This is a genomic window from Stenotrophomonas sp. STEN046, from assembly GCF_056759755.1.
On record NZ_JBRRDR010000006.1, the window covers coordinates 33583 to 54082 of the forward strand.

The 20500-nt window shown below is 65.7% G+C and carries 29 protein-coding genes and 1 tRNA gene; 16 read left to right on the forward strand and 14 right to left on the reverse strand.

Annotation, left to right across the window (positions count from 1 at the left end; translation table 11 throughout):
* Positions 1–32: 32 nt before the first annotated feature.
* The 10 genes from infC (at position 33) to ACVOLJ_RS04840 (ending at position 6543) form a co-directional block, all read left to right on the forward strand.
* Positions 33–575, forward strand: a complete 543-nt coding sequence (infC, locus tag ACVOLJ_RS04795; protein WP_089236282.1) for a translation initiation factor IF-3 — start codon at positions 33–35, stop codon at positions 573–575.
* A 285-nt stretch (positions 576–860) separates the two neighbouring features.
* The gene (rpmI, locus tag ACVOLJ_RS04800; RefSeq protein ID WP_002811096.1) at positions 861–1058 is read left to right on the forward strand and encodes a 50S ribosomal protein L35; all 198 of its coding nucleotides are present in this window, start codon (positions 861–863) and stop codon (positions 1056–1058) included.
* A 10-nt stretch (positions 1059–1068) separates the two neighbouring features.
* A complete protein-coding gene (gene rplT / locus ACVOLJ_RS04805) occupies positions 1069–1428 on the forward strand; it encodes a 50S ribosomal protein L20 (RefSeq protein WP_005410435.1) in 360 nt (119 codons plus the stop codon).
* A 194-nt stretch (positions 1429–1622) separates the two neighbouring features.
* Positions 1623–2618, forward strand: coding sequence for a phenylalanine--tRNA ligase subunit alpha (gene pheS / locus ACVOLJ_RS04810; protein ID WP_481563595.1), 996 nt, complete (start codon positions 1623–1625; stop codon positions 2616–2618).
* Between the two features lie 83 nt (positions 2619–2701).
* A complete protein-coding gene (pheT, locus tag ACVOLJ_RS04815) occupies positions 2702–5083 on the forward strand; it encodes a phenylalanine--tRNA ligase subunit beta (protein ID WP_481563596.1) in 2382 nt (793 codons plus the stop codon).
* A gap of 27 nt (positions 5084–5110) precedes the next feature.
* On the forward strand, positions 5111–5410 hold the full coding sequence (locus ACVOLJ_RS04820) for an integration host factor subunit alpha (RefSeq protein WP_005410432.1): 300 nt from the start codon (positions 5111–5113) through the stop codon (positions 5408–5410).
* Positions 5391–5747 (forward strand): MerR family transcriptional regulator, encoded by a 357-nt coding sequence (locus ACVOLJ_RS04825; RefSeq protein WP_005410431.1) that lies wholly within the window; start codon positions 5391–5393, stop codon positions 5745–5747. The genes ACVOLJ_RS04820 and ACVOLJ_RS04825 overlap by 20 nt, the downstream gene beginning before the upstream one ends.
* A 67-nt stretch (positions 5748–5814) precedes the next feature.
* Positions 5815–5891 (forward strand) — tRNA-Pro (locus ACVOLJ_RS04830).
* Between the two features lie 119 nt (positions 5892–6010).
* Positions 6011–6211 carry a hypothetical protein gene (locus tag ACVOLJ_RS04835; protein ID WP_475280322.1) on the forward strand — a complete coding sequence of 67 codons (201 nt, stop codon included), beginning with the start codon at positions 6011–6013 and terminating at the stop codon, positions 6209–6211.
* Entirely contained in the window at positions 6211–6543 is a 333-nt protein-coding gene (locus ACVOLJ_RS04840; protein WP_481563597.1) for a low molecular weight protein tyrosine phosphatase family protein, read from the forward strand. Before ACVOLJ_RS04835 ends, ACVOLJ_RS04840 begins: the two co-directional genes overlap by 1 nt.
* Here ACVOLJ_RS04840 and ACVOLJ_RS04845 read toward each other — a convergent pair.
* Genes ACVOLJ_RS04845 through ACVOLJ_RS04855 form a run of 3 tightly spaced genes read right to left on the reverse strand, consistent with a single transcriptional unit; the run spans position 6528 to position 7865 of the window.
* The gene (locus ACVOLJ_RS04845) at positions 6528–6953 is read right to left on the reverse strand and encodes an N-acetyltransferase family protein (RefSeq protein WP_481563598.1); all 426 of its coding nucleotides are present in this window, start codon (positions 6951–6953) and stop codon (positions 6528–6530) included. The two genes, ACVOLJ_RS04840 and ACVOLJ_RS04845, sit on opposite strands and share 16 nt — an antisense overlap.
* Positions 6950–7303 carry a DUF6713 family protein gene (locus tag ACVOLJ_RS04850; protein ID WP_475280319.1) on the reverse strand — a complete coding sequence of 118 codons (354 nt, stop codon included), beginning with the start codon at positions 7301–7303 and terminating at the stop codon, positions 6950–6952. The genes ACVOLJ_RS04845 and ACVOLJ_RS04850 overlap by 4 nt, the downstream gene beginning before the upstream one ends.
* A 58-nt stretch (positions 7304–7361) precedes the next feature.
* Positions 7362–7865 carry a DUF3011 domain-containing protein gene (locus ACVOLJ_RS04855; RefSeq protein WP_475280318.1) on the reverse strand — a complete coding sequence of 168 codons (504 nt, stop codon included), beginning with the start codon at positions 7863–7865 and terminating at the stop codon, positions 7362–7364.
* A gap of 272 nt (positions 7866–8137) precedes the next feature.
* Here ACVOLJ_RS04855 and ACVOLJ_RS04860 point away from each other — a divergent pair, with 272 nt between their 5' ends.
* Positions 8138–8497, forward strand: a complete 360-nt coding sequence (locus tag ACVOLJ_RS04860) for a hypothetical protein (protein WP_475280317.1) — start codon at positions 8138–8140, stop codon at positions 8495–8497.
* 49 nt (positions 8498–8546) lie between these two features.
* On the opposite strand, the gene ACVOLJ_RS04865 is transcribed toward ACVOLJ_RS04860, so the two are convergent.
* The gene (locus ACVOLJ_RS04865; RefSeq protein ID WP_481563599.1) at positions 8547–9275 is read right to left on the reverse strand and encodes an aspartate/glutamate racemase family protein; all 729 of its coding nucleotides are present in this window, start codon (positions 9273–9275) and stop codon (positions 8547–8549) included.
* Between the two features lie 124 nt (positions 9276–9399).
* Here ACVOLJ_RS04865 and ACVOLJ_RS04870 point away from each other — a divergent pair, with 124 nt between their 5' ends.
* Both ACVOLJ_RS04870 and ACVOLJ_RS04875 read left to right on the forward strand, forming a co-directional pair.
* Positions 9400–10038: a LysE family translocator gene (locus ACVOLJ_RS04870; protein WP_475280315.1), complete on the forward strand. Its 639-nt coding sequence runs from the start codon at positions 9400–9402 to the stop codon at positions 10036–10038.
* A gap of 104 nt (positions 10039–10142) precedes the next feature.
* A complete protein-coding gene (locus ACVOLJ_RS04875) occupies positions 10143–10316 on the forward strand; it encodes a DUF1328 domain-containing protein (RefSeq protein WP_475280314.1) in 174 nt (57 codons plus the stop codon).
* A gap of 30 nt (positions 10317–10346) precedes the next feature.
* Here ACVOLJ_RS04875 and ACVOLJ_RS04880 read toward each other — a convergent pair whose 3' ends face one another.
* The 5 genes from ACVOLJ_RS04880 to ACVOLJ_RS04900 form a co-directional block, all read right to left on the reverse strand.
* Positions 10347–10679 carry an SMR family transporter gene (locus ACVOLJ_RS04880; RefSeq protein ID WP_475280313.1) on the reverse strand — a complete coding sequence of 111 codons (333 nt, stop codon included), beginning with the start codon at positions 10677–10679 and terminating at the stop codon, positions 10347–10349.
* 13 nt (positions 10680–10692) lie between these two features.
* A complete protein-coding gene (locus ACVOLJ_RS04885) occupies positions 10693–11220 on the reverse strand; it encodes a TetR/AcrR family transcriptional regulator (protein WP_475280312.1) in 528 nt (175 codons plus the stop codon).
* Positions 11221–11332: 112 nt separating this feature from the next.
* Complete coding sequence (locus ACVOLJ_RS04890) at positions 11333–12088, reverse strand: transporter (protein WP_475280311.1); 756 nt, start codon at positions 12086–12088, stop codon at positions 11333–11335.
* A gap of 70 nt (positions 12089–12158) precedes the next feature.
* Entirely contained in the window at positions 12159–12389 is a 231-nt protein-coding gene (locus tag ACVOLJ_RS04895; RefSeq protein ID WP_475280310.1) for a DUF1653 domain-containing protein, read from the reverse strand.
* 12 nt (positions 12390–12401) lie between these two features.
* The gene (locus ACVOLJ_RS04900; RefSeq protein ID WP_481563600.1) at positions 12402–12665 is read right to left on the reverse strand and encodes a hypothetical protein; all 264 of its coding nucleotides are present in this window, start codon (positions 12663–12665) and stop codon (positions 12402–12404) included.
* Positions 12666–13077: 412 nt separating this feature from the next.
* Here ACVOLJ_RS04900 and ACVOLJ_RS04905 point away from each other — a divergent pair, with 412 nt between their 5' ends.
* The 3 genes from ACVOLJ_RS04905 (at position 13078) to ACVOLJ_RS04915 (ending at position 14390) form a co-directional block, all read left to right on the forward strand.
* Positions 13078–13284 carry a hypothetical protein gene (locus ACVOLJ_RS04905; protein ID WP_475280308.1) on the forward strand — a complete coding sequence of 69 codons (207 nt, stop codon included), beginning with the start codon at positions 13078–13080 and terminating at the stop codon, positions 13282–13284.
* A gap of 186 nt (positions 13285–13470) precedes the next feature.
* Positions 13471–14010, forward strand: a complete 540-nt coding sequence (locus tag ACVOLJ_RS04910) for a DUF3011 domain-containing protein (RefSeq protein ID WP_475280307.1) — start codon at positions 13471–13473, stop codon at positions 14008–14010.
* 176 nt (positions 14011–14186) lie between these two features.
* Positions 14187–14390 carry a hypothetical protein gene (locus ACVOLJ_RS04915; protein WP_475280306.1) on the forward strand — a complete coding sequence of 68 codons (204 nt, stop codon included), beginning with the start codon at positions 14187–14189 and terminating at the stop codon, positions 14388–14390.
* Positions 14391–14460: 70 nt separating this feature from the next.
* Here ACVOLJ_RS04915 and dxs read toward each other — a convergent pair whose 3' ends face one another.
* From dxs to ACVOLJ_RS04940, 5 genes are all read right to left on the reverse strand, one after another.
* Positions 14461–16368, reverse strand: a complete 1908-nt coding sequence (gene dxs, locus ACVOLJ_RS04920) for a 1-deoxy-D-xylulose-5-phosphate synthase (RefSeq protein WP_481563601.1) — start codon at positions 16366–16368, stop codon at positions 14461–14463.
* A gap of 105 nt (positions 16369–16473) precedes the next feature.
* Complete coding sequence (locus ACVOLJ_RS04925; protein ID WP_475280304.1) at positions 16474–17139, reverse strand: HNH endonuclease; 666 nt, start codon at positions 17137–17139, stop codon at positions 16474–16476.
* A 318-nt stretch (positions 17140–17457) separates the two neighbouring features.
* Positions 17458–19248, reverse strand: a complete 1791-nt coding sequence (locus tag ACVOLJ_RS04930; RefSeq protein ID WP_481563602.1) for an acyl-CoA dehydrogenase C-terminal domain-containing protein — start codon at positions 19246–19248, stop codon at positions 17458–17460.
* A gap of 65 nt (positions 19249–19313) precedes the next feature.
* Positions 19314–19790 (reverse strand): LEA/WHy family protein, encoded by a 477-nt coding sequence (locus ACVOLJ_RS04935; protein WP_475280302.1) that lies wholly within the window; start codon positions 19788–19790, stop codon positions 19314–19316.
* A gap of 151 nt (positions 19791–19941) precedes the next feature.
* Positions 19942–20493, reverse strand: a complete 552-nt coding sequence (locus tag ACVOLJ_RS04940; protein ID WP_475280301.1) for a lipocalin family protein — start codon at positions 20491–20493, stop codon at positions 19942–19944.
* Between the last annotated feature and the right edge of the window lie 7 nt (positions 20494–20500).

Consider the following 20500-nt stretch of genomic DNA (forward strand, 5'->3'; position numbering starts at 1 on the left):
GCGCAAAGGCGCCCGGGCCGGGTTCGACACCCTTGGGAGATCGCAATATCAGTACCCCTGACAACAAACAGAACCGCAAGAATCAGGAAATCCGTGTGCCGCGCGTCCGCGTGATCGGCAGTGACGGAGAAATGATCGGCGTGCTGACGCGCGACGAAGCGCTGTCCATGGCCGAGGACGAAGGTCTGGACCTGGTCGAGATCCAGCCGCAGGCTGATCCGCCGGTCTGCAAGATCATGGACTTCGGCAAGTTCAAGTTCGAAGCGCAGAAGAAGGCCAGCGAGGCCAAGAAGAAGACCAAGCAGGTCGAGATCAAGGAAGTGAAGTTCCGTCCGGTCACGGACGAGGGCGACTACCAGATCAAGCTGCGCAAGATGCGTGGTTTCCTTGAAGAAGGCGACAAGATCAAGGTCAACATCCGTTTCCGTGGCCGCGAGATGAGCCATCAGGAACTGGGTCGCGAGATGGCCAGCCGGATCGAGGGTGATCTGGGTGAAGACATCGTCATCGAGTCCCGTCCGCGCCTGGAAGGGCGTCAGATGGTCATGATGATCGCGCCGAAGAAGAAGACCTGAGGCCTGACGGGCTGCCTTCCGGGGCGCCTGGCGGCTGAATGGATGAAGGTGAAGGGGCGCCGCTGGCGTCCTTTTGCTTTTGTGGGACAGGCGCTGCGTGTCCCGATGTGGAAACCCGTGTGAAAAGGGTGTGGGGGCTGGTTACAGGGCCGATTTGCCTGTATCATGCCCGGCTCGACCCACCCAGGACGGGTCGTACGCCGATCATGGCAGGACGGAAAGAGTGGCCAAGGCCACCGCCAGATCAGTCAGAAACCAGGGTCATATCCCATCAAGGACATTGCAATGCCCAAGATCAAGACCAACCGGGCGGCGGCCAAGCGTTTCCGCAAGACCGCCTCGGGCAAGTACAAGTGCGGCCACGCCAACCGTAGCCACATCCTCACGAAGAAAGCGACCAAGCGTAAGCGTAACCTGCGTCAGACGAATCACGTCCGCGCAGAAGACGCAGGCCGTCTGGACCGCATGCTTCCCTACCTCTGAGGACTGACACATGGCACGAGTAAAGCGTGGCGTACAGGCGCGTCGCCGCCACAAGAAAATCCTTGATCTGGCGAAGGGCTACTACAATGCCCGTCGCAAGGTCTTCCGCGTCGCCAAGCAGGCGGTCATCAAGGCACAGCAGTACGCCTACATCGGCCGTAAGCAGAAGAAGCGCAACTTCCGTTCGCTGTGGATTACCCGCATCAACGCGGCTGCCCGCATCAACGGCCTGAGCTACAGCCGTTTCATGAACGGCCTGCTGAAGGCTGGCATCACCCTGGATCGCAAGGTCCTGGCTGACATCGCCGTGCACGACGCAGCTGGCTTTGCTGCACTGGCCGAAAAGGCCAAGGGCGCACTGGCGGCATAAGTCCTTCCCGATGCCGTTGCCGTTCGCGGAGAACGGTGTCAGGTAGAGGCAATGCATGGGGAAGGGCGCAAGTCCTTCCCCATTCTTTTTTGTGCCGGGCGCCGCCGTGCAGACGGCGGGCGACCGGCAAGCGGTGGCGACGGCGCGACCCTTCGCGCATCGCGATGGCAGACCGACTGGAGTTCCGGCTACCCATGAGCGACATCCAATCCCTCACTTCCCAGGCGCTGGCCGATGTGGCCGCCGCGCAGAGCCCGGACGCGCTGGAACAGCTGCGCGTGGCCCTGCTCGGCAAGAGCGGCAGCATCACCTCGCAGCTCAAGCAGCTCGGTGCGCTGCCGGCCGACGAGCGCAAGGCGGCCGGTGAAGCCATCAACCAGGCCCGCGACGCGCTGAGCAGCGCGCTGGGCGAGCGCAAGGCGGTGCTGGAAGACGCTGCGCTGGACGCGCGACTGGCTGCCGAGGCGATCGACATCACCATGCCGGGCCGCAGCGGCGAGCGTGCAGGCCTGCATCCGATCACCCGCACCCTGGAGCGCATCACCGGCATCTTTGGCCGGCTGGGCTACGAGTTGTCCGAAGGGCCGGAGATCGAGGACGACTGGCACAACTTCGAGGCGCTGAACTTCCCGCCGCATCATCCGGCGCGCGCCATGCATGACACCTTCTACTTTGGTGATGGTCGCCTGCTGCGTACCCATACCTCCGGTGTGCAGGTGCGCTACATGGGCGAGCACCAGCCGCCGCTGCGCATGATCGCCGCCGGCAAGGTCTACCGCAGCGACAGCGACCAGACCCATTCGCCGATGTTCCACCAGGTGGAAGGTCTGCTGGTCGATGAGCATTCCACCTTCGCCGACCTGAAGGGCACGCTGGCCGAATTCGTGCGCGCCTTCTTCGAGCGCGATTTCGAGATGCGGTTCCGCCCCAGCTACTTCCCCTTCGTCGAGCCCGGTGCGGAAGTGGACATCGCCTGGCAGCAGCCCGATGGCAGCACCCGCTGGCTGGAAGTGCTCGGCTGCGGCATGGTCCATCCGAACGTGCTGCGCAACGTCGGCATCGATCCGGAGCGCTACACCGGCTTCGCCTTCGGCCTGGGCGTGGAGCGCTTTGCGATGCTGCGTTACGGCGTCAACGATCTGCGCGCGTTCTTCGAGAACGATGTGCGGTTCCTCAAGCAGTTCGCGTAAACCACCAGGTAGCGCCGGGCCATGCCCGGCGGACTCAACAACGCAGGCCCAGGCGCATGCGCCGGGCCCACCAGGGTGACACCATGAAATTCTCCGAAAACTGGCTGCGCAGCCACGTCCCGACCAGCGCCCCGCGCGATGAACTGAGTGCGGTGTTGACCGCCATCGGCCTGGAAGTGGAAGAGGTGACCGCGCTTGGCGATGGCTTTGAGCATGTGGTCGTGGCACGCATCGTCGACGCCGTGCGCCACCCGGAAGCCGATCGCCTGCAGGTGTGCAGGGTCGACGCCGGGCAGGGCGAACTGCTGCAGATCGTCTGTGGCGCACCGAATGCACGCCCGGGCCTGGTCGCGCCGCTGGCGATGGTCGGTGCGCAGATCGGTGAGTTGAAGATCAAGCCGGCCAAGCTGCGTGGCGTGGAGTCCAACGGCATGCTGTGCTCGGCCAAGGAGCTGGGCCTGGACAATGATGCTTCCGGCCTGCTGGAACTGCCGGACGACGCACCGGTCGGCCAGGCGCTGGTCGAGTACCTGGGCCTGCCGGATGCCAGCATCGAGATCAAGCTGACCCCCAATCGTGCGGACTGCTTCAGCATCCGCGGCATCGCCTATGACGTGGCTGCGGCAACCCGCAGTGAAGTGCTGGATTTCATCGCCGAGCCGATCGCCGCCACGGGCAGCCGTGAACTGGCGATCCAGCTCGACGCCGGTGCCGAAGCGCCGCGTTACCTTGGTCGTGTCATCGAAGGCGTCAATGCTGCTGCGAAGACGCCGCTGTGGATGGCCGAGCGCCTGCGCCGCAGTGGCGTGCGCCCGGTCTCGCTGCTGGTGGACATCACCCAGTACGTGATGCTGGAACTGGGCCAGCCGATGCATGCCTACGACCTGGGCACCCTGCAGGGCACGATCGGCGTTCGCCGTTCACGTGCCGGCGAATCCCTCAAGCTGCTGGACGGCCGCGACGCCGCGCTGGACGACAGCTTCCTGGTGGTCACCGACGCGGATCGCGCGGTGGGCCTGGCCGGCCTGATGGGGGGCTTCGACACCCGCGTCACCGATGTCACCACAGCGGTGTTCCTGGAGGCCGCGCACTTCGCGCCAGCCGCGATCATGGGCCGTGGCCGCAAACTGGGCCTGCATACCGACGCGGGTCATCGCTTCGAGCGTGGCGTCGATCCGGCACTGCCGCGTACTGCCATCGAATACGCTACCCGGCTGGTGCTGGATCTGGCCGGTGGCACGCCGGCGCCGGTCACTGAAGCGGTGCGTCAAGGCGATCTGCCGCAGCAGGCCACGATCGGCCTGCGCCGCGCCCGCATCGTCCGCGTGCTCGGCATCAGCATCGAAGATGCGGAAGTGGAGCGCATCCTGCGCGCACTGGGCATGGGCGTGAGCGCCACGGCCGAGGGCTGGCAGGTGACCGCGCCAAGCCGCCGCTTCGACATCGCCATTGAAGAAGACCTGATCGAAGAACTGGCCCGTATCCACGGCTACGACCTGATTCCGACCACGTTGCCGGGCGGCGCCTCGCGCATCGCCATGCCGACCGAGACCCAGCTCGACACGCTCAGCGTGCGCCGCCAGCTGGTGGCGCGTGATCTGCAGGAAACCGTGAATTTCGCGTTTGTCGATGATGCCCTGCTGGGCCACTGGCAGCTGCGCGATAACCTGGTGCCGCTGGCCAACCCGCTGTCGGCCGAACTTGCAGTGATGCGTCCGGCGCTGCTTCCGGGCCTGGTGGCCACCCTGGGCCGCAATGCTGCGCGCCAGCTCGGCCGGGTGCGCCTGTTCGAGATCGGCCGCGTGTTCGCCCGGCAGGCCGGCGACGGCCAGCCGGCGCCGCTGGAAACCCCGCGCGTGGCAGCGGCGGTCTGCGGCGATGCGCAGTCGGTGCAGTGGGGCCTGCCGACCCGCAAGGTCGACTTCCATGACCTGAAGGGTGATCTGGAGTCGTTGGCTGCTGCCAGCGGTGCGGTGCTGGAATTCCGTCCGTCGGATCGCGCCTTCGGCCATCCGGCGCGTTCGGCCGAAGTGTTGCGGGATGGCGTGGCGATCGGCTGGATCGGCCAGGTCCATCCGCGCCTGGCCAAGGCCATGGACATCGACGTGGACGTGTATGCCTTCGAGCTGGATCTGGAAGCGTTGACTGCGCGTGCGCTGCCGCGCGCCGGCGAGCTGTCGCGCTACCCGGCGGTGCGCCGCGACCTGGCGGTGCTGGTGCCTGAACAGGTGGCCTGGAGCGACCTGGCCGCAACCCTTCGCCAGGCTGCCGGCCCGTTGCTGCGCGAGCTGAACCTGTTCGACCGCTACGTCGGCCAGGGTGTCGAGCCGGGATTCAAGAGTCTCGCTATGGGCTTGATTTTGCAGGACAAGTCGCGCACTCTGACGGACCGCGACGTGGAAGCGGTGGTGGCCGAGGCGGTCACTGCCATCGAGCGTGAACACCACGCCCGGATCCGCGGCTGAGCGGGCAGCACTCGGGGGTAGCAGGCAATGGCATTGACCAAGGCGGAGATGGCGGAAAAGCTGTTCGACGAAGTCGGTCTGAACAAGCGGGAAGCCAAGGAATTCGTCGACGCGTTCTTCGATGTGCTGCGTGAAGCATTGGAACAGGGACGTCAGGTGAAGCTGTCGGGCTTTGGCAATTTCGATCTGCGGCGCAAGAACCAGCGCCCGGGCCGCAACCCCAAGACCGGCGAGGAAATTCCGATTTCCGCCCGTACGGTAGTCACCTTCCGTCCGGGCCAGAAGCTCAAGGAGAGGGTGGAAGCTTATGCTGGATCCGGGCAGTAACCGCGAACTTCCGCCGATTCCGGCCAAGCGCTACTTCACCATTGGTGAGGTCAGCGAACTGTGCGACGTCAAGCCGCATGTGCTGCGCTACTGGGAAACCGAGTTTCCCAGCCTTGAGCCGGCCAAGCGCCGCGGCAACCGCCGCTACTACCAGCGCCATGACGTGCTGATGGTGCGGCAGATCCGCAGCCTGCTGTACGAACAGGGCTACACCATCGGTGGCGCGCGCTTGCGCCTGGACGGTCCGGATGCACGCGAGGAATCGGCGCTGAGCAACCAGATCATCAAGCAGGTGCGGATGGAACTGGAAGAAGTGCTGCAATTGCTTCGCCGGTGACCCAAACCCAGCGTGATCCGCTATACTTCACGGCCCGCCACACCGGCGGGCACATCGCAGCATCAGTCGGGGCGTAGCGCAGCCTGGTAGCGCATCTGCCTGGGGGGCAGAGGGTCGTCGGTTCGAATCCGGCCGTCCCGACCACTGTGATGAAACAGACAAGCCTGCGCAGCAATGCGTGGGCTTTTTTGTTGCGCCGTTGTATCCTGCGCGCACTCGTACTACCGCGGCTGCTGACCCCGGTAACCCACGAGAACACGATCATGGATACACACAGGAACCGCGCCTGGAGGCGCACGCAGGCCCGCCATCACGGTGGCGACCACACGGCACCACAGCCGATCCACAAGCCGGAAAAGAACTGGAAGCTGATGTATACGCGCAGCGACAAGCTGCTGCGTGCGCGCCAGCTGGGCTTCACCTATCCGGTGCTCAGCCCGCGCCAACTGCTGGATCAGGGATGATGAATCTGTTGTTCGTCTGCAGCCGCAACCAGCTGCGCAGCCCCACCGCCGAAGCGATGTGGCGGCAGCGGCCAGGCTTCAGTGCGCGTTCGGCGGGTACCAGCCCGCATGCACGCCGGCCCATCGGCCCAGCGGATATCCGCTGGGCCGATGCCATCCTGGTGATGGAGCCCAAGCACCAGCATCGGCTGCAGGCACAGTTTGCCCGCCTGCTGGAATACAAGGCACTGCACTGCCTGGATATCCCGGACGACTACCGCTGCATGGATCCTGCGCTGAGGGCGCTGCTGGAGGCACGCGTCAGTGCCTGCCTTGCTCAGCCTGCGGCGTAGCGGTAGATCAGTTCCGGGTCGCCTGCATCGAGCCCATGCACGATGCCGCACTGCTGGAAGCCGGCGGTGGCCAGCAGCCGCTGCATGCCAAGGTTGGATTGGTTGGTCGAGCTGAAAAGCCGCTTGCCCGCGCTGCGTGACGTGGCGTGGGAAAGCAGGGCGCTGCCGATGCCGCGTCCGCGCAGCGGGCCGGCGACCATCAGCATCTCGATGAAAGCCTCGGCAAAGAAGTGCTGATGCTGCACCCGGTAGCCCACCACCGAATCATCGAGCAGGGCAACGTGCACCTCGGCCTCCACCAGCCAGTGGCCGATCTGCGCACGCCGCCGCGAGTCGACGGCAGCGACACTGTCCACTGCGATCAGTGCCGGCAGATCGATGTCTGTCGCTGCCCGTATCTGCAGGTTCATCGCGGCCGGCTCCGCAGCAGCAATGCGCTGCCGCAGAGCAGGCAGGCAAGCAGCGCAAGCAGCGAAAGGGGCAGGTTGAATTCGTCGCGGCCGAGCGCGGCGAAGCCGGCATGGATGAGTGTGGTGGCCACGCCCAACGCGCCGCACAGCAGCGCGTAGCGGCGTGCAGAAGGCAGCTTCAGCACAACCTGGCGATAGCCACGCAACAGCACGCCGATGGCAACCAGGTTGAACAGCAGAAAGCCCTGGATGCCGCCTGGTACATGGAACATCCGCCACTCGTGCCAGAACGCAGCATCGATCTGATGCAGCACCAGTGACAGCAACGTTGCCAGATACCAGCGTTCCATGCCGTGCTTCCTGCTGTGGGAGCGTCATTCTAGCGGGACGGGTGGGCAACCACCGGCCTCAGTAGACGCGGAATTCGGCGCGGCAGCCGTCGCTGACCCAGATCCCCCGCCTGTCCCAGCCCCAGTTGCGGTCTTCAACGCAGGGGGTGACCGATTTCTGCTTGACCAGCCGTACGTCGTGGCGGACGCGGACACGGCACTGCTTTTCCTTCTGCGCGTAGGACTCGCAGACCACCCGCTCGCCGTCATCATCACGATCTCGCCTCGGCCAGCGGCCCCTGCCGCGGTCGTCAGCAACGAACTCGGCGCGGCAACCATCGGTAACCCACAGCATGCCGCGGCGCTGGCCCCAGTTGTCTTCCTCCACGCATCGGGTAACCGACAACTGCCGGGCCAGTCGAGCGCGGCCTTCGAACGGGCATTGCTGGGTCTTGTTGAAATGCGATTCGCAGGTGATGCGCGGCGATGATCCGCTGCCGTAATCCTGGGCCGAGACGGCAGTGGCGGCCAACAGCAGGGCAAGCGCGGCGCTGGCCACGGGCAGGAGCAGGCGAAGATTCATTGCAACCTCGGAGGGGGGACGGGGCGCAAGAATGGCCTACGCGCGGGGCCACGCGGTGGACGCCACGTTCGCCGGCTCAGGACGGATTTAGAAGTATTCGCCGGCACATGCAGTGGTTTACATCCCGTATCATCCGGGGCACATCCGATTGCATCGGCTTACAGTTATTTACACGTTGCAGCGCCTGTGGACGCGGCCTCCGGGCTTCGGCCCGGTTGCCTGCACGGGTGCGGACAAGGATGTGCGGACCACGACGACCACAGGGGGTTGCGTTGATCAGCAGTATCGTCATTCATCGGTCGGCCGGCGCAGGCACGGCCGACGTGCAGGTCCTGGACACGACGTTCAAGGGCAAGCGGGTTTTTGTTGCGTGGGGTCTGCGCGGGCCGGAACTGAGCCGCGAGGCCGAACCGGGCGATACCGTTGCGGCACGCCACGCACTGCGGCTGGTGTCGCGGCAGGCAGAAGGGCCGCGCAGCGGCGAGATTTTCATCGCCAGCCAGTCCGGCGTGGCCATCAGTGTCTACCGGATGATGACCGAAGCCCGTGGTGGTGATGCAGTGTTCTTCCTGTGCGATTCGCCACCGGTGGTGGAGTGGCTGGTGACCTCGCTGGAAATCCAGGCAGGGTAGCGGCGATTGATCCGTCTGCAGCGTCGAGCAGGCTCGACGCTGCCCGCGATCACGCGATGCAGTCCTGTGCGGCATCCACCGCCGCGCGTGCGTGCAGGGCAGTGGTGTCAAACAGCGGTACCGGGCTGTCTTCGGCCCGCACCAGCAGCATGATCTCGGTGCAGCCGAGGATGACCGCTTCGGCGCCGCGGGCGACCAGGCGCTCGATCACCTGGACATACACCTGCCGCGAATGCTCACTGACCACGCCGGCGATCAGCTCTTCGTAGATGATGGCGTGCACCCGGCTGCGGTCTTCAGCGTCGGGCACCAGCACGTCCAGGCCGAAGCGCTCGCTCAGGCGGCCACGGTAGAAGTCTTCCTCCATGGTGAAGGCCGTGCCGAGCAGGCCGACGCGCTTGAAACCCGCCTCCACGATCGCGGTGGCGGTCGGATCGGCGATATGCAGCAGCGGCAGCGGACAGGCCGCTTCGATCTGGCCGGCCAGCTTGTGCATGGTGTTGGTGCAGATCAGCAGCAACTCGGCACCACCAGCCTGCAGCCGACGTGCGGCATCGACCATTTCCACGGCCAGGGCGTCCCAGTTGCCGTCATGCTGCAGCTGTTTGATGCCGGCAAAATCCAGCGACCACAACAGCAACGGCGCCGAGTGCGCACCCCCCAGGCGCGAGCGCACCTCCTCGTTGATGAGCCGGTAATACTGCGCCGAACTCTCCCAGCTCATGCCACCGATCAGGCCCAAGGTCTTCATGCGTGTCTCCGTGGCAGGGACAGCCATTGCAGCACAGCTTGCGCCCGCGCGCAGGGGCCAGGCTGTAGCCATCGAATCGGCACAGCACTGTACGTAGCGGTGAACGTGCCTGCGCCCTATCCTTGCAGGCCGTTTCCCGGCGAATGAAGTGATGGCCCTGCATACCTGGTGGTGGTTCCTGGCAACGGTGTTCGTGCTGTGTGGTACGCCCGGCCCGAACATGCTGCACATCCTGGGCCGCAGTGTCGGCCTCGGCTTCCGCCGCAGCGTGCCCGCCATGGCAGGGTGCCTGCTGGCGATGCTGCTGGTGCTGGCCGCGTCGGCCGCTGGCCTGAGCGCGGTGCTGCGATCCTCGCCGATGCTGTTCGATGTGCTGCGCTATCTCGGCGTGGCCTATCTGGCCTGGCTGGGCCTGAAAGCCTGGCGGGACAGCTGGCGGCAGGCGCCGGTCGTGGCAGATGCCGATGCGCCGCTGGAACCGGTGCATGGTGTCGCTGCGGTGTTCCGCGGCGGCCTGCTGGTGGGGTTGAGCAATCCCAAGCTGTTGTTGTTCGCCGCCGCGTTCCTGCCGCAGTTCGTGGATCCTGCGCGTGGCCAGGCGATGCAGTACACCGTGCTGGTGGCCACCTTCGCCACCTGCGAGCTGTTCTGGTATGTGATGTACGCCGCCGGTGGCCATGGCCTGCGCCGCTGGCTGGCAAAGCCGTTCGCAAAGCGCTGGTTCGAACGCCTGGTCGGCAGCGTGTTCCTTGCCTTCGCGGTTGCGCTGCTGCGCTTCCGCCCGCGCTGAGCTGGCGGTTTCACGCCACTGCGGCGGGGCGTTCACGCCTGTGGCATCGCAGTCCGCCTAGCCTGAGCCCACTGTTTACATTCCCGGCAAGGGAAAGGATCGACATGATCAAGTGGGCCATCATTTTCGCTGTCATCGGCCTTATCGCAGGCGCGCTCGGCTTTGGCGGCATTGCCGGTGCTTCGGTGGGTATCGCCAAGTTCCTGTTCTGGGCCGGCATCATCATTGCCGTCGTGCTGTTCCTGATCGGCATGACCGTGGCAAAGAAGGTCGCCTAGGCAAGGTCGCCTGATGGCACGGCAGCGCGCTCAGTGCGCGCTGCTGTGCGAGAACAGGTTGATGACCAGCACACCCGCGCAGATCAGGCCGATACCAATGAGTGCCGGCGTATCCAGGCGCTGCTTGAACACCAGCAGGCCGATCAGCGAGATGAGCACGATGCCGACGCCGGACCAGATGGCGTAGGCAATGCCGGTGGGGATCGACTTCATCGTCAGTGACAGCAGGTAGAAGCACACGCCATACCCGGCCAGTGCACCCAGCGTGGGGCCCAGGCGTGTCATGCCATCGGAGGCCTTCAGCAGTGAGGTTGCGATGACTTCCAGCACGATCGCGCCGGCGAGATAGAGATACGGATTCATTGCCGGTTCCTGATTAGATGGGGTCGCAGAGTTTCAACGCCTCGCCGGCCATCGCCAGCGCATTCTGGCGTTCGTCCTCTTCGAAAGGCCGTCCATAGGCGGTCGCCCAGTAGCCATCGGCAACGCAGCGCGCCGCATACAGGCGGGGCTCGCTTGCTTCTTCCGGGAACTCTTCCAGCATGGCGCGCATCCACGTGCGCCAGTAGACCAGCAGTGCCGGCTCCAGCAGATTGCCCATGCTCAGGCCCAGGTCGTTGATCTGTTCCTGCTGCAACAGGTGTTCGAAATTCACCTGCACATAGGCGCGGCTGAAACCGCCGTGGCGGGCAGGCGACTGTTGCAATACCGCTCGCACCTTGCTCTCGAACTCGGCGATGAGAGAGACCATGGTTGCTTCGATCAGATCCTGCTTGCTGCTGAAATGATGAAACAGCGCGCCCTTGCTCACTCCGGCCGTGCGTGCGACTTCCTGCACGGTAAGTGCCGCCAGCCCGCAGCGGCCAAGCGTATGGGCAGTGGCGTGCAGCAGGGCCTTGCGCACGTCGTCGGGCGCCTTGCGGCGGGGGCGGGGCGATGAATCCGGCATGGCGGGGATGAAACCGACTGGGCGGTATGATTGTACCGCGCCACCGCCGCGACGGTGGTGCCGATGCTCAGTCCAGGTAAAACGCGATACCCGTCCCGAACTGCAGGTCCGGGCTGTTGCGGTCCAGGCCGAGATCGAACGAGGCATCCAGCTGCACGTTCGGTCGCAGCATCCAGGTCAGGCCTGCACCGGCGATGGACTGGTCGGGCTGATGGTTGCTGTGGGTGAAACCGGCTTCGAGATAGAGGCCGAGGCGCTCGGTCGCCGCCAATGCCAGACCGGGTGACCAGGTCGTGCTGCGCTGGCCCTCGCCCCGCTGGTGGCTGCCATACAGGCTGCCACTCCAGCGGTCATTGAAGCTGTGCTCGACGCTGGCGGCCAGCGTGTATTGGCGGCCGTCGCTGAAGGCCGCGTCGCCGCGTGCGATCACGCCACTGGCCAGCAGCGCCCACGCCGTGCGCTCGGTACTGCCGGGGCCGGCCCATTTCACGCCTACCGTGCTGTCGCCTGCGCCGCGCTGCTGCGTGCTCGGCAGGCCGGCAACGCGTTCGCGCTGGCGCTGCCACGGCGTGGCGGCCAGTTGCAGTTCCCAGCCGGGGGCCAGTCCCGTGCGCAGCAGCAGGTCACTGGACAAGGATGTGCTGCGCACGCCATCGCGGTCGCGATCACGTTCGTAAGAGGGCAGGCCTGCTTCCACAGCGAGCGCGCCACGCGGAACGGTATCGGTTCCGAAGCCGATGCCGGGGCGGTCGAAGCCCGGCGGTTCCGCAGCCAGTGCGGGGGCGCTGGCCATGGCAAGAGCGATCAGCAGGGTGTGGCGCATGCGGGTTGGGCGTGGCTGAGGTGCCCCAGCATGCGCGGCGTTGGCGTGCGCATGGTGTGAGCTGCGCGGATCAGTCGATCCGGGTAAAGCGTGCCTGCGGGCCGTGTTCGCCGGGTACCTGCTCGAAGAACATCGGGTACGGGCGCACCCACAGGCCGCTTTCGTCGTACAGGGCACGATAGAGAACCATCGGCTGCAGTGTTTCACTACAGCGGACGACATCGATCACCTGGTACTCGCCACCCTTGAAGTGGCGGTAGCGGCCGGGTACCAGCGCGGGAAGCGGTACGAGGTCGGACATGCCGGGCGCCTCTTATCGGCGCGCCGGCGATGCCGGCGTCGCGCAGTAGGCATCGATCGCCTCGGCGGTGTTGGCCAGGCCCTGGGCCTGGGCCAGTTCCCAGGGACGCTCGCAGCGCTGGCTGTGCTCGCACCACTGGTAGCCGGCCGAGCCGATGCAGCCGTGCGCATCGCGGTCGCCACCGAGCATGGGTGCGGCATCGGCCTGCGGGGCTGTCTTGTCCGGGCTGGCGCATGCAGACAGCGCCAGCAACGGGATCAGGAACAAGGCTTTCATCGAGGGCTCCTACCGTAAACCGGTGTGCGGGGTGCCTGCGGCAGCCGCAAGCGCTGCAGACGCACCTTCAACTCAGCGTTGCCCGCACCAGCTCCTCGATCAGCACGACGTAACTGGCGGCGAAATAGAACTTCAACAGCGTCGAGCGCTGCAGTGGCAGAGAGGTGCGCATGTGGAAGGGGCCCCTGTTGGTGACGATAGTGTGAAGCGCCGCTGACTTCGTGACAAGGGTCACGGAATCCGTTTGCTAAATGGCCTCAGGGATGTGATGGGCGGCGCTTTCTGAGATGCAGGCACGGGCTTTTCGGATTAATCCGATAGGTCTTCTCCTAGTGGCTCGCTACGGTGATGGCCTCGGAGATCGACCCCGCCAGGGCCGTTCCCCTCCTTCCAGCAACCGCAGGAGTCCTTCATGGTCATCACCGTCCAATGCCGCGCCCAGCGGTGGTCCGTCCTGGACCCGCATACACACTCGACCGAAGCCTTCAGCACCGGCGCCGCCGCCTTTGATGCGGCCGCCATGCGGGCCAGCGAACACCATCGGCGTACCGGCCAGCGCAGCACCGTGCGGGTGGAAGCACTGGGTAACACGGTGGATGCGCTGCATTTCGGCCACTGAGACAGCGGCGTGCCCCATGACGGGACACGCAGGCAGCGACAGAAAATCCAGGTGCTGCGACTGCCGGTTGCAGTCAGGTCCAGTTGGGTTGCTTGAACGAAGAGAAACTGCCGTCGCGGCCCCCTCTGTGCGGCGGACGACGAATCCCCGATGCTTGCTTCCATCGTATTCAGCTGGAGACGTGGAATGGGCAAGGGACTCACCTGGCGTACCGTGGCGTACGCTCTGTTGCCGATGATGGCCGCCGCCGGTGGCGCGCAGGCGCAGAACTATGGCTACGACGATCGCTACGATGACCGTGGTGGCAATGGCATCGTGCGCTGCGAATCCATCAAGGGCCGCAGCAACGAGTGCCGGCTGGAAGGGCGCGCGCGCATGATCCGCCAGCTGTCCGGCTCGCCGTGCGTGGAGGGTGAGACCTGGGGGCAGTCGCGCTATGGCGTCTGGGTCACCCAGGGCTGCCGTGCCGAGTTTGTCGGCCAGTACGGTCGGCCTGGCGGCGGTGGCAACGGGTGGGGCGGAAGCCAGTGGGGCGGCGGTGGTCAGGTGATTGCCTGCCATTCCAATGACCGTCGACAGCAGCATTGCGAGGCACCGATTCGACGTGGCGTGCGCCTGGTAAAGCAGGACTCGCGCAGTGCCTGCATCGAAGGACAGACGTGGGGCTGGGACCGCGGCGGCGTCTGGGTCAGCAACGGCTGCAGGGGCCAGTTCCTGGTGAACTGAGCGGTCGACGCAATCGGCTGAAGATCAGAAAAATCTGATAGCGATCACAATTCTTTCCTCGTATTGTCGACTCCCGGGACGCCTTGTGCGTCCCGGTTCGCGTCGGCGACCCAGGTCGCGGCTGGCGTGTTCCCCCACTTTCGTCATCGATACGCTGTTCAAGGAGTGAGCAACGCATGTTGATTCGACTGCAATGTGAGCAGCGCCAGTGGCGCGTGCTGCACCCGGACAAGCCGGAGCCGATCGAGTTCCGCGACGGTGTCCGAGCCTTTGATTTCGCCGAAACCCTGGCGCGCCTGCATTTCACCGACACCGGGCAGCGTGCCTCGGTGCGCGTGGAGTCCAGCGGCGCCTTTGTCGAGGCGGTCAGTTACGGCTGAGGTGGGGTTTTGGTGGGTGCGGACCGTTGGTCCGCACGATGGTTCCATCCACGCATGGCGTGGATCTACCTCAACCCGCCGCGCTCAGCGGCGGGTTGCCGGCCGCCAGCTGCGGCCAGCGCTTGAGGACCGCCGCGCGGATGCCCGCAGCGTCGATGCCGGCTTCGGCCAACAGGTCTTCGCGGCTGGCGTGGTGCTGGTAGCTGTCCGGCAGGCCCAGGTGCAGGATCGGGCGCAGCACGTCCTCGGCATTGAGCAGTTCGGCTACGGCCGAACCGGCGCCACCGGCCACCACGTTGTCTTCAATCGTCACCAGCGCCTCGTGCTGGTTGGCCATGGCCAGTACCAGTTCGCGATCCAGCGGCTTGATGAAGCGCATGTTGACCACGCTCAGGCCCAGTTCGCGGCCGACCTGTTCGGCAGCGGCGACCGTGCTGCCGAAGGCGAGCAGGGCAATGCGACGGCCCTGCAGGCGCAGCTCCGCCTTGCCGATCGGCAGTGTCGACAGATCGGTGCCGGCATCGACGCCGGTACCCGAGCCGCGCGGGTAACGCACTGCTGCCGGGCCAGGGTGCTGCAGGCCCGTGCTGAGCATCTGCCGGCACTCGGCTTCGTTGGAAGGCGCCATCACCACCATGTTCGGCACGCAGCGCAGGAAGCTCAGATCGAGGTTGCCGGCATGGGTCGCACCATCCGGGCCGACCACGCCGGCGCGGTCGATCGCAAACAGCACGTCCAGGTCCTGGATGGCGACGTCGTGGATCAGCTGGTCGTACGCGCGCTGCAGGAAGGTGGAGTAGATCGCCACCACCGGCTTGCCGCCCTGGGTGGCCATGCCTGCAGCCAGCGTGACGGCATGCTGCTCGGCGATCGCCACATCGAAATAGCGCTGCGGGTATTCGCGGCTGAAACGCACCAGGCCGGAGCCTTCGCGCATCGCCGGCGTGATGCCATACAGGCGCGGCTCGGCGGCGGCGGCGTCGCACAGCCAGTCGCCGAAGACATCGGTATAGGTCGGCTTCTTGGCGCCGGTCTTGGCCACCAGGCCCTTGTCCGGATCGAACGGGCCCACGGCGTGGTAACCGATCTGGTCACCTTCGGCCGGCTGGTAGCCCTTGCCCTTGGTGGTCATCACATGCAGCAGCTTCGGACCCTTGGAGGTGCGCAGCGTCTTCAGCGCGGACAGCAGCGCCGGCAGGTCATGGCCATCGATCGGGCCGGTGTAGTGGAAGCCCATTTCCTCGAACATGGTGGAGGGCACGAACATGCCCTTCCAGTGTTCTTCCCAGCGCTTGACGAAGCGCGCGGGGTTGTTCTTCTTGTCGCCGAGGATCTTCTTGCCGCCCTCGCGCAGCGCATTGAGGGTACGGCTGCCGGTGGCGCGGCCGAGCATCTTGGTCAGCCCGCCCACGGCCTCGGAGATCGACATGTTGTTGTCGTTGAGGATCACCAGCAGGTTCGGTTCCGGCTCCATGCCGCCAGCGTGCATCAGCGCCTCGAACGCCATGCCGGCGGTCATCGCGCCGTCGCCGATCACAGCCACGACCTTGCGGTCGTCACCTTCGGTCTGGCGCGCGATGGCCATGCCCAGCGCTGCAGAGATCGAGGTCGAGGAGTGGCCAACACCGAAGGTGTCGTAGTCGCTTTCCTCGCGCTTGGGGAACGGCGCCACGCCATCCTTCTGCTTGACGGTGTGGATCTCGTCGCGGCGGCCGGTGAGGATCTTGTGCGGGTAGGTCTGGTGACCCACGTCCCAGACCAGCTGATCGACCGGGGTCTGGTACAGGTAGTGCAGGGCGACGGTGAGTTCGATCACGCCCAGGCCGGCGGCGAAGTGGCCGCCGCTCTTGCCCACCGATTCGATCAGGTAGGCGCGCAGTTCATCGGCGACCGCCGTCAATTCGGATTCGTCGAACGTGCGCAGGTCATCCGGTGTCTGGATGCGCGCGAGGCGGGGATAGCGGGCAGAGTCGATCATCATCTTCGCACTTGTTCTGAACGCCCATTTTCGCCCTCAAACGGGGGTGGGGCAAGCAAACGCCGCCGCCCGTGACAGGACGGTGAGGGTTGCATTTTCGGCGATTCAGGTGCTCAGTTTTGAGCGCTTGGGCAATTGCGCCTTCAGGAACGCCATCTGGTCGGCCAGGATGTTGCGGTTGGACAGGATCAGATGCTCGATCCAGCTCGGCCGGTAAGGCACGGCCAGCAGCGGCATGCCGGCCTGCTGCGGGGTGCGGTCGCTCTTGCGCGAATTGCAGTGGAAGCAAGCGGTGACCACGTTTTCCCAGGTATCCAGGCCGCCTTTGGACAACGGCATGACGTGGTCGCGGGTGAGCGTGGGGCGCCCGAACTGCTGGCCGCAGTACAGGCACAGATGGGCATCGCGGGCGAACAGTGCCGGATTGGTCAGGTTGGGAGTGGGGTCGATGGCGCGTGAGCGGGCGTGGCCGCGCGCGGCGATGATCGGGTGCAGATCCATGCCACTCTGCATCCCGCTGCGACGATTTGTCCCACCATGGATGTGCAGGCAGGGATCGCCAAGGGTCCAGGCGACGGCCTCGCGCGCATAGAGACAGGCGGCGTCCTGCCAGGTGATCCAGTCCAGTACGCGTCCGTGGGCATCAAGCGAAAGCAGCCGGACCGTACCGGGGCGATGCAGCGTCGTGGCGTTGGGCGATGCTTCGGCGCCCGGAGCAGAAAGCGAGGCTCCGGCTTCGATCAGACCCAAGCGTGTAGTGTCTGTCTCCATCGGGAAAACAGCTTATACCTGAATCATTGCGATTTGGGTATCGCCTGGAGGGCGAAACCCAAATCGCAGGATTCAGGTCCGCGCATTCTTCCTATCCCCCGCGCCGTTGGCGCGCCCCCCTTAACAAAGGGGGGCTTTTCTCCAGATGGATTCCGGCGGTTTTAATCCACGCGCGGCGTGGATGTACCGTGTCGACCAAGGTCGACACCTACCAACAGCAGCAGAAATCTGTCGGCGGCGGGGTGGGTCCCGTTGCTGTTGCTGTTGCGGTTGCCGGCCAGCGGCCGGCACTACCGCAGGTGCCGGGCGCCGCCCGGCTCAGGCGCCGAAGCGTTCGTCGTCCATCGCCATCAGCGGGGCAGCACCGGCCTGGATCGCCGCGGCATGGCTGAGGGTGCGCGGCAGTACACGGGCGAAGTAGAACCGTGCCGTCTCGCGCTTGCCCTGGGCGAACGCCGCGCCGTGCGTGCTGGCATCGGCAGCAGCCACGCTGCGGGCCCACCAGTAGGCCAGCACCACATACCCCGAATAGAACAGGTAGTCGTAGCTGGCCGCGCCCAGTTCGTCCGGATTGGCCGCCGCGCGCTGCAATACGTCCATGGTCAGCTTGCCCCATTCGGCAGCCTTGGCGCGCAGCGGGCCGACGAACTCGGCCAGCGCTTCGTTGCCTTCGTGTTCCTTGGCGAATGCTTCGATCTCGGCCAACATCAGCTTCAGGCCGGCACCCTGGCTGGACGCGGTCTTGCGGCCGATCAGGTCCAGCGCCTGGATGCCCGTGGTGCCTTCATACAGCGTGGTGATGCGTGCGTCGCGGGCCAGCTGCTCCATGCCGTGCTCGCGGATGTAGCCGTGGCCACCAAAGCACTGCAGGGCGTTGTAGGTGTTCTCGATGCCCCATTCGGTCTGGCAGGCCTTGGAAATCGGGGTCAGGAAGCTCACCAGGGTGTCGGCGCGCTCCCGTTCGCCGGCATCTTCTGCGTGGTGGGCGACGTCGATCAGGGTGGCTGCGTGCAGCGCCAGCAGGCGGCTGCCTTCGACCAGCGACTTGATGGTCAGCAGCATGCGCCGCACATCCGGGTGCACCAGGATCGGGTCGGCGGCCTTGTCCGGGAACTTGGCACCGCTCAGCGAGCGCGACTGCAGGCGCTCGCGGCTGTACTTCAGTGCGTTCTGGTAGGCGCGCTCGGACAGGCCGATGCCCTGCAGGCCAACACCCAGGCGCGCGGTGTTCATCATGGTGAACATCGCCTGCAGGCCCTTGTGTGGCTGGCCGACCAGGTACCCCTGCGCACCATCGAAATTCATCACGCAGGTGACCGAACCCTTGATGCCCATCTTGTGCTCGATCGAGCCGCAGCGCAGCGCGTTGCGCTCGCCCACCTTGCCGTCGCGGTCGACCTTGAATTTGGGGGTGACAAACAGCGAGATGCCCTTGGCGCCGGCCGGGGCGTCAGGCAGCTTGGCCAGCACCAGATGCACGATGTTGCCGGTCAGGTCGTGCTCGCCGGCGGTGATGAAGATCTTGGTGCCGGTGATCGAATAGCTGCCGTCGGCATTCGGCTCGGCCTTGGTCTTGAGCAGGCCCAGGTCGGTGCCGCAATGCGGTTCGGTCAGGCACATGGTGCCGGTCCAGCGTCCTTCGATCAGCGGCTTCAGGAAGGCTTCGTGCTGCCACGCTTCGCCGTGCTGCTTCAGCGCTTCGATGGCGCCGTGCGAAAGCAGCGGGAAGTTGCCCCAGGCCAGGTTGGCGGCATTGATCATTTCGTTCAGTGGCACGCCCAGGGTATGCGGCAGGCCCTGGCCGCCCAGCTCCGGCGAGGCGGTCAGGCCGGTCCAGCCGCCGTCGACGAACTGGTCGTAGGCCTGCTTGAAGCCGGGCGGGGTGGTCACCTCGCCGCTGGCCTGATCGAGTACGCAGCCGATCTCATCGCCTACGCTGTTGAGCGGCGCCAGCACGCTGGCGCTGAAACGACCGGCTTCTTCCAGCACGGCATCGACCACGTCGGCGGTGGCGTCGGTGAAGCCCAGGCGGGCAAACAGCGGCTCGACCTTGAGCACATCGTGCAGGCCGAAACGAAGGTCGGAAAGCGGGGCGGTGTAGCTGCTCATCGGTGCGTCTCGATTTGATCAGGGACAGGGGGAGCGGCGCGGGGCGCCACTGCGGAAGGCGGGGGTCAGCGCAGCACGCCGGGCAGGCCCGGGGCCTGGTTGAGCGTGCTGCGGCTGCTGATATCGAAGGTGCGCTGCTTCTTTTCCTGCGGCGTGGCCGACACCGTGCCCTTCAGGCTGTAGGCGAGGGTGCGGTTGCCGGCCAGTGCATCGGCGATCACCAGGCGTGCGGTCGGGCTCGGCTTGAGAGTGACGTTGATGACGTCGGCGGAAACGCCACCGATGGAGATACCCGGCTTGGCTGACAGCGCGCCGGCTTCGGCATCGCCGACGGTCAGTGCCAGCGAGACATCGTCGAAGCTCATCGGCATGGAGCTGTAGTTCTGCAGGCGCAGTGCCACGGTCCAGTCGCCATTTGCCTGCACGGTCAGCTGCTGCAGGCTCGCTGCCGGTTCAGATACACGCTTGACGATGCCATCGCCGCAAGCGGCCAGGGCCAGGGTGCACAGGACGATCAAGACGGTACGGAAGCGGTGGAGCATGGGCGCAGGTCCTCTGGAGGCGGTGCGTGGGATAAGCATACTACGGCGTATGGTGGAATGGATCGCCTGTGGCGACCCGCCGCAGAGGGTAGCGCGTGAAGATGGCCACCAGGCGTGCGCGGTGCTGGATTGCAGGTGCCGCGTGCGCGGCTCAGTCAGCCGGCGGGTCGCGCAGGGGCGCCATCACGCGCAGGGGCGCCAGGTCGTAGCCCATGGCTTCAGCCTTCGCCTTGAGCTGGTTGAAGACGTTGCGATCCATCTCCGGCGGCCGCGACAGGATCCACAGATATTTGTGGCCCGGTTCACCGACCATTGCCCACTGGTACTCCGGGTCCAGCGCGATCACCCAGTAGTCGGCCCAGACCAGCGGCACCCAGCTCAGCCAGTCGGGGGCGAAGCGGACCTGCAGCTGGCCGGGCTCACCCGCAACCGGGCGCGCTACCCCCTCTGCGACGATGCGATCGCCGCTTTCGATGCGGCAGGCGTTGCTGACGCTGATGCGACCATCGCTGCGAAGCCCGTAATGGGCGGTGATGTCGCCCACGCATTTCTTCTGGAACGACACGGGCAGGTGGGCGATTTCGTGCCACTGGCCGGCGTAGCGATCGATGTCCAGTTCGCTGACCGCGCGGACGGGATCGGCGCCGGATGCCGGGGCAGCCATCAGCAGCAGGCAGGCAGACAGGGCAGGGCGCAGCTTCATCGGCAGG

What these genes read in the sequence shown, in the direction of transcription:
- ACVOLJ_RS04900 (WP_481563600.1), bottom strand. Translation starts at nt 12,665, where the DNA reads ATGAAAGCCTTGTTCCTGATCCCGTTGCTGGCGCTGTCTGCATGCGCC.
- ACVOLJ_RS04850 (WP_475280319.1), bottom strand. Translation starts at nt 7,303, where the DNA reads ATGGAACGCTGGTATCTGGCAACGTTGCTGTCACTGGTGCTGCATCAG.
- ACVOLJ_RS04910 (WP_475280307.1), top strand. Translation starts at nt 13,471, where the DNA reads ATGGGCAAGGGACTCACCTGGCGTACCGTGGCGTACGCTCTGTTGCCG.
- ACVOLJ_RS04935 (WP_475280302.1), bottom strand. Translation starts at nt 19,790, where the DNA reads ATGCTCCACCGCTTCCGTACCGTCTTGATCGTCCTGTGCACCCTGGCC.
- ACVOLJ_RS04820 (WP_005410432.1), top strand. Translation starts at nt 5,111, where the DNA reads ATGGCATTGACCAAGGCGGAGATGGCGGAAAAGCTGTTCGACGAAGTC.
- ACVOLJ_RS04825 (WP_005410431.1), top strand. Translation starts at nt 5,391, where the DNA reads ATGCTGGATCCGGGCAGTAACCGCGAACTTCCGCCGATTCCGGCCAAG.
- dxs (WP_481563601.1), bottom strand. Translation starts at nt 16,368, where the DNA reads ATGATCGACTCTGCCCGCTATCCCCGCCTCGCGCGCATCCAGACACCG.
- ACVOLJ_RS04905 (WP_475280308.1), top strand. Translation starts at nt 13,078, where the DNA reads ATGGTCATCACCGTCCAATGCCGCGCCCAGCGGTGGTCCGTCCTGGAC.
- ACVOLJ_RS04925 (WP_475280304.1), bottom strand. Translation starts at nt 17,139, where the DNA reads ATGGAGACAGACACTACACGCTTGGGTCTGATCGAAGCCGGAGCCTCG.
- ACVOLJ_RS04940 (WP_475280301.1), bottom strand. Translation starts at nt 20,493, where the DNA reads ATGAAGCTGCGCCCTGCCCTGTCTGCCTGCCTGCTGCTGATGGCTGCC.
- ACVOLJ_RS04890 (WP_475280311.1), bottom strand. Translation starts at nt 12,088, where the DNA reads ATGCGCCACACCCTGCTGATCGCTCTTGCCATGGCCAGCGCCCCCGCA.
- ACVOLJ_RS04835 (WP_475280322.1), top strand. Translation starts at nt 6,011, where the DNA reads ATGGATACACACAGGAACCGCGCCTGGAGGCGCACGCAGGCCCGCCAT.
- ACVOLJ_RS04865 (WP_481563599.1), bottom strand. Translation starts at nt 9,275, where the DNA reads ATGGCTGTCCCTGCCACGGAGACACGCATGAAGACCTTGGGCCTGATC.
- ACVOLJ_RS04880 (WP_475280313.1), bottom strand. Translation starts at nt 10,679, where the DNA reads ATGAATCCGTATCTCTATCTCGCCGGCGCGATCGTGCTGGAAGTCATC.
- rplT (WP_005410435.1), top strand. Translation starts at nt 1,069, where the DNA reads ATGGCACGAGTAAAGCGTGGCGTACAGGCGCGTCGCCGCCACAAGAAA.
- ACVOLJ_RS04840 (WP_481563597.1), top strand. Translation starts at nt 6,211, where the DNA reads ATGAATCTGTTGTTCGTCTGCAGCCGCAACCAGCTGCGCAGCCCCACC.
- ACVOLJ_RS04870 (WP_475280315.1), top strand. Translation starts at nt 9,400, where the DNA reads ATGGCCCTGCATACCTGGTGGTGGTTCCTGGCAACGGTGTTCGTGCTG.
- ACVOLJ_RS04930 (WP_481563602.1), bottom strand. Translation starts at nt 19,248, where the DNA reads ATGAGCAGCTACACCGCCCCGCTTTCCGACCTTCGTTTCGGCCTGCAC.
- rpmI (WP_002811096.1), top strand. Translation starts at nt 861, where the DNA reads ATGCCCAAGATCAAGACCAACCGGGCGGCGGCCAAGCGTTTCCGCAAG.
- ACVOLJ_RS04845 (WP_481563598.1), bottom strand. Translation starts at nt 6,953, where the DNA reads ATGAACCTGCAGATACGGGCAGCGACAGACATCGATCTGCCGGCACTG.
- ACVOLJ_RS04915 (WP_475280306.1), top strand. Translation starts at nt 14,187, where the DNA reads ATGTTGATTCGACTGCAATGTGAGCAGCGCCAGTGGCGCGTGCTGCAC.
- ACVOLJ_RS04855 (WP_475280318.1), bottom strand. Translation starts at nt 7,865, where the DNA reads ATGAATCTTCGCCTGCTCCTGCCCGTGGCCAGCGCCGCGCTTGCCCTG.
- pheT (WP_481563596.1), top strand. Translation starts at nt 2,702, where the DNA reads ATGAAATTCTCCGAAAACTGGCTGCGCAGCCACGTCCCGACCAGCGCC.
- ACVOLJ_RS04895 (WP_475280310.1), bottom strand. Translation starts at nt 12,389, where the DNA reads ATGTCCGACCTCGTACCGCTTCCCGCGCTGGTACCCGGCCGCTACCGC.
- ACVOLJ_RS04875 (WP_475280314.1), top strand. Translation starts at nt 10,143, where the DNA reads ATGATCAAGTGGGCCATCATTTTCGCTGTCATCGGCCTTATCGCAGGC.
- pheS (WP_481563595.1), top strand. Translation starts at nt 1,623, where the DNA reads ATGAGCGACATCCAATCCCTCACTTCCCAGGCGCTGGCCGATGTGGCC.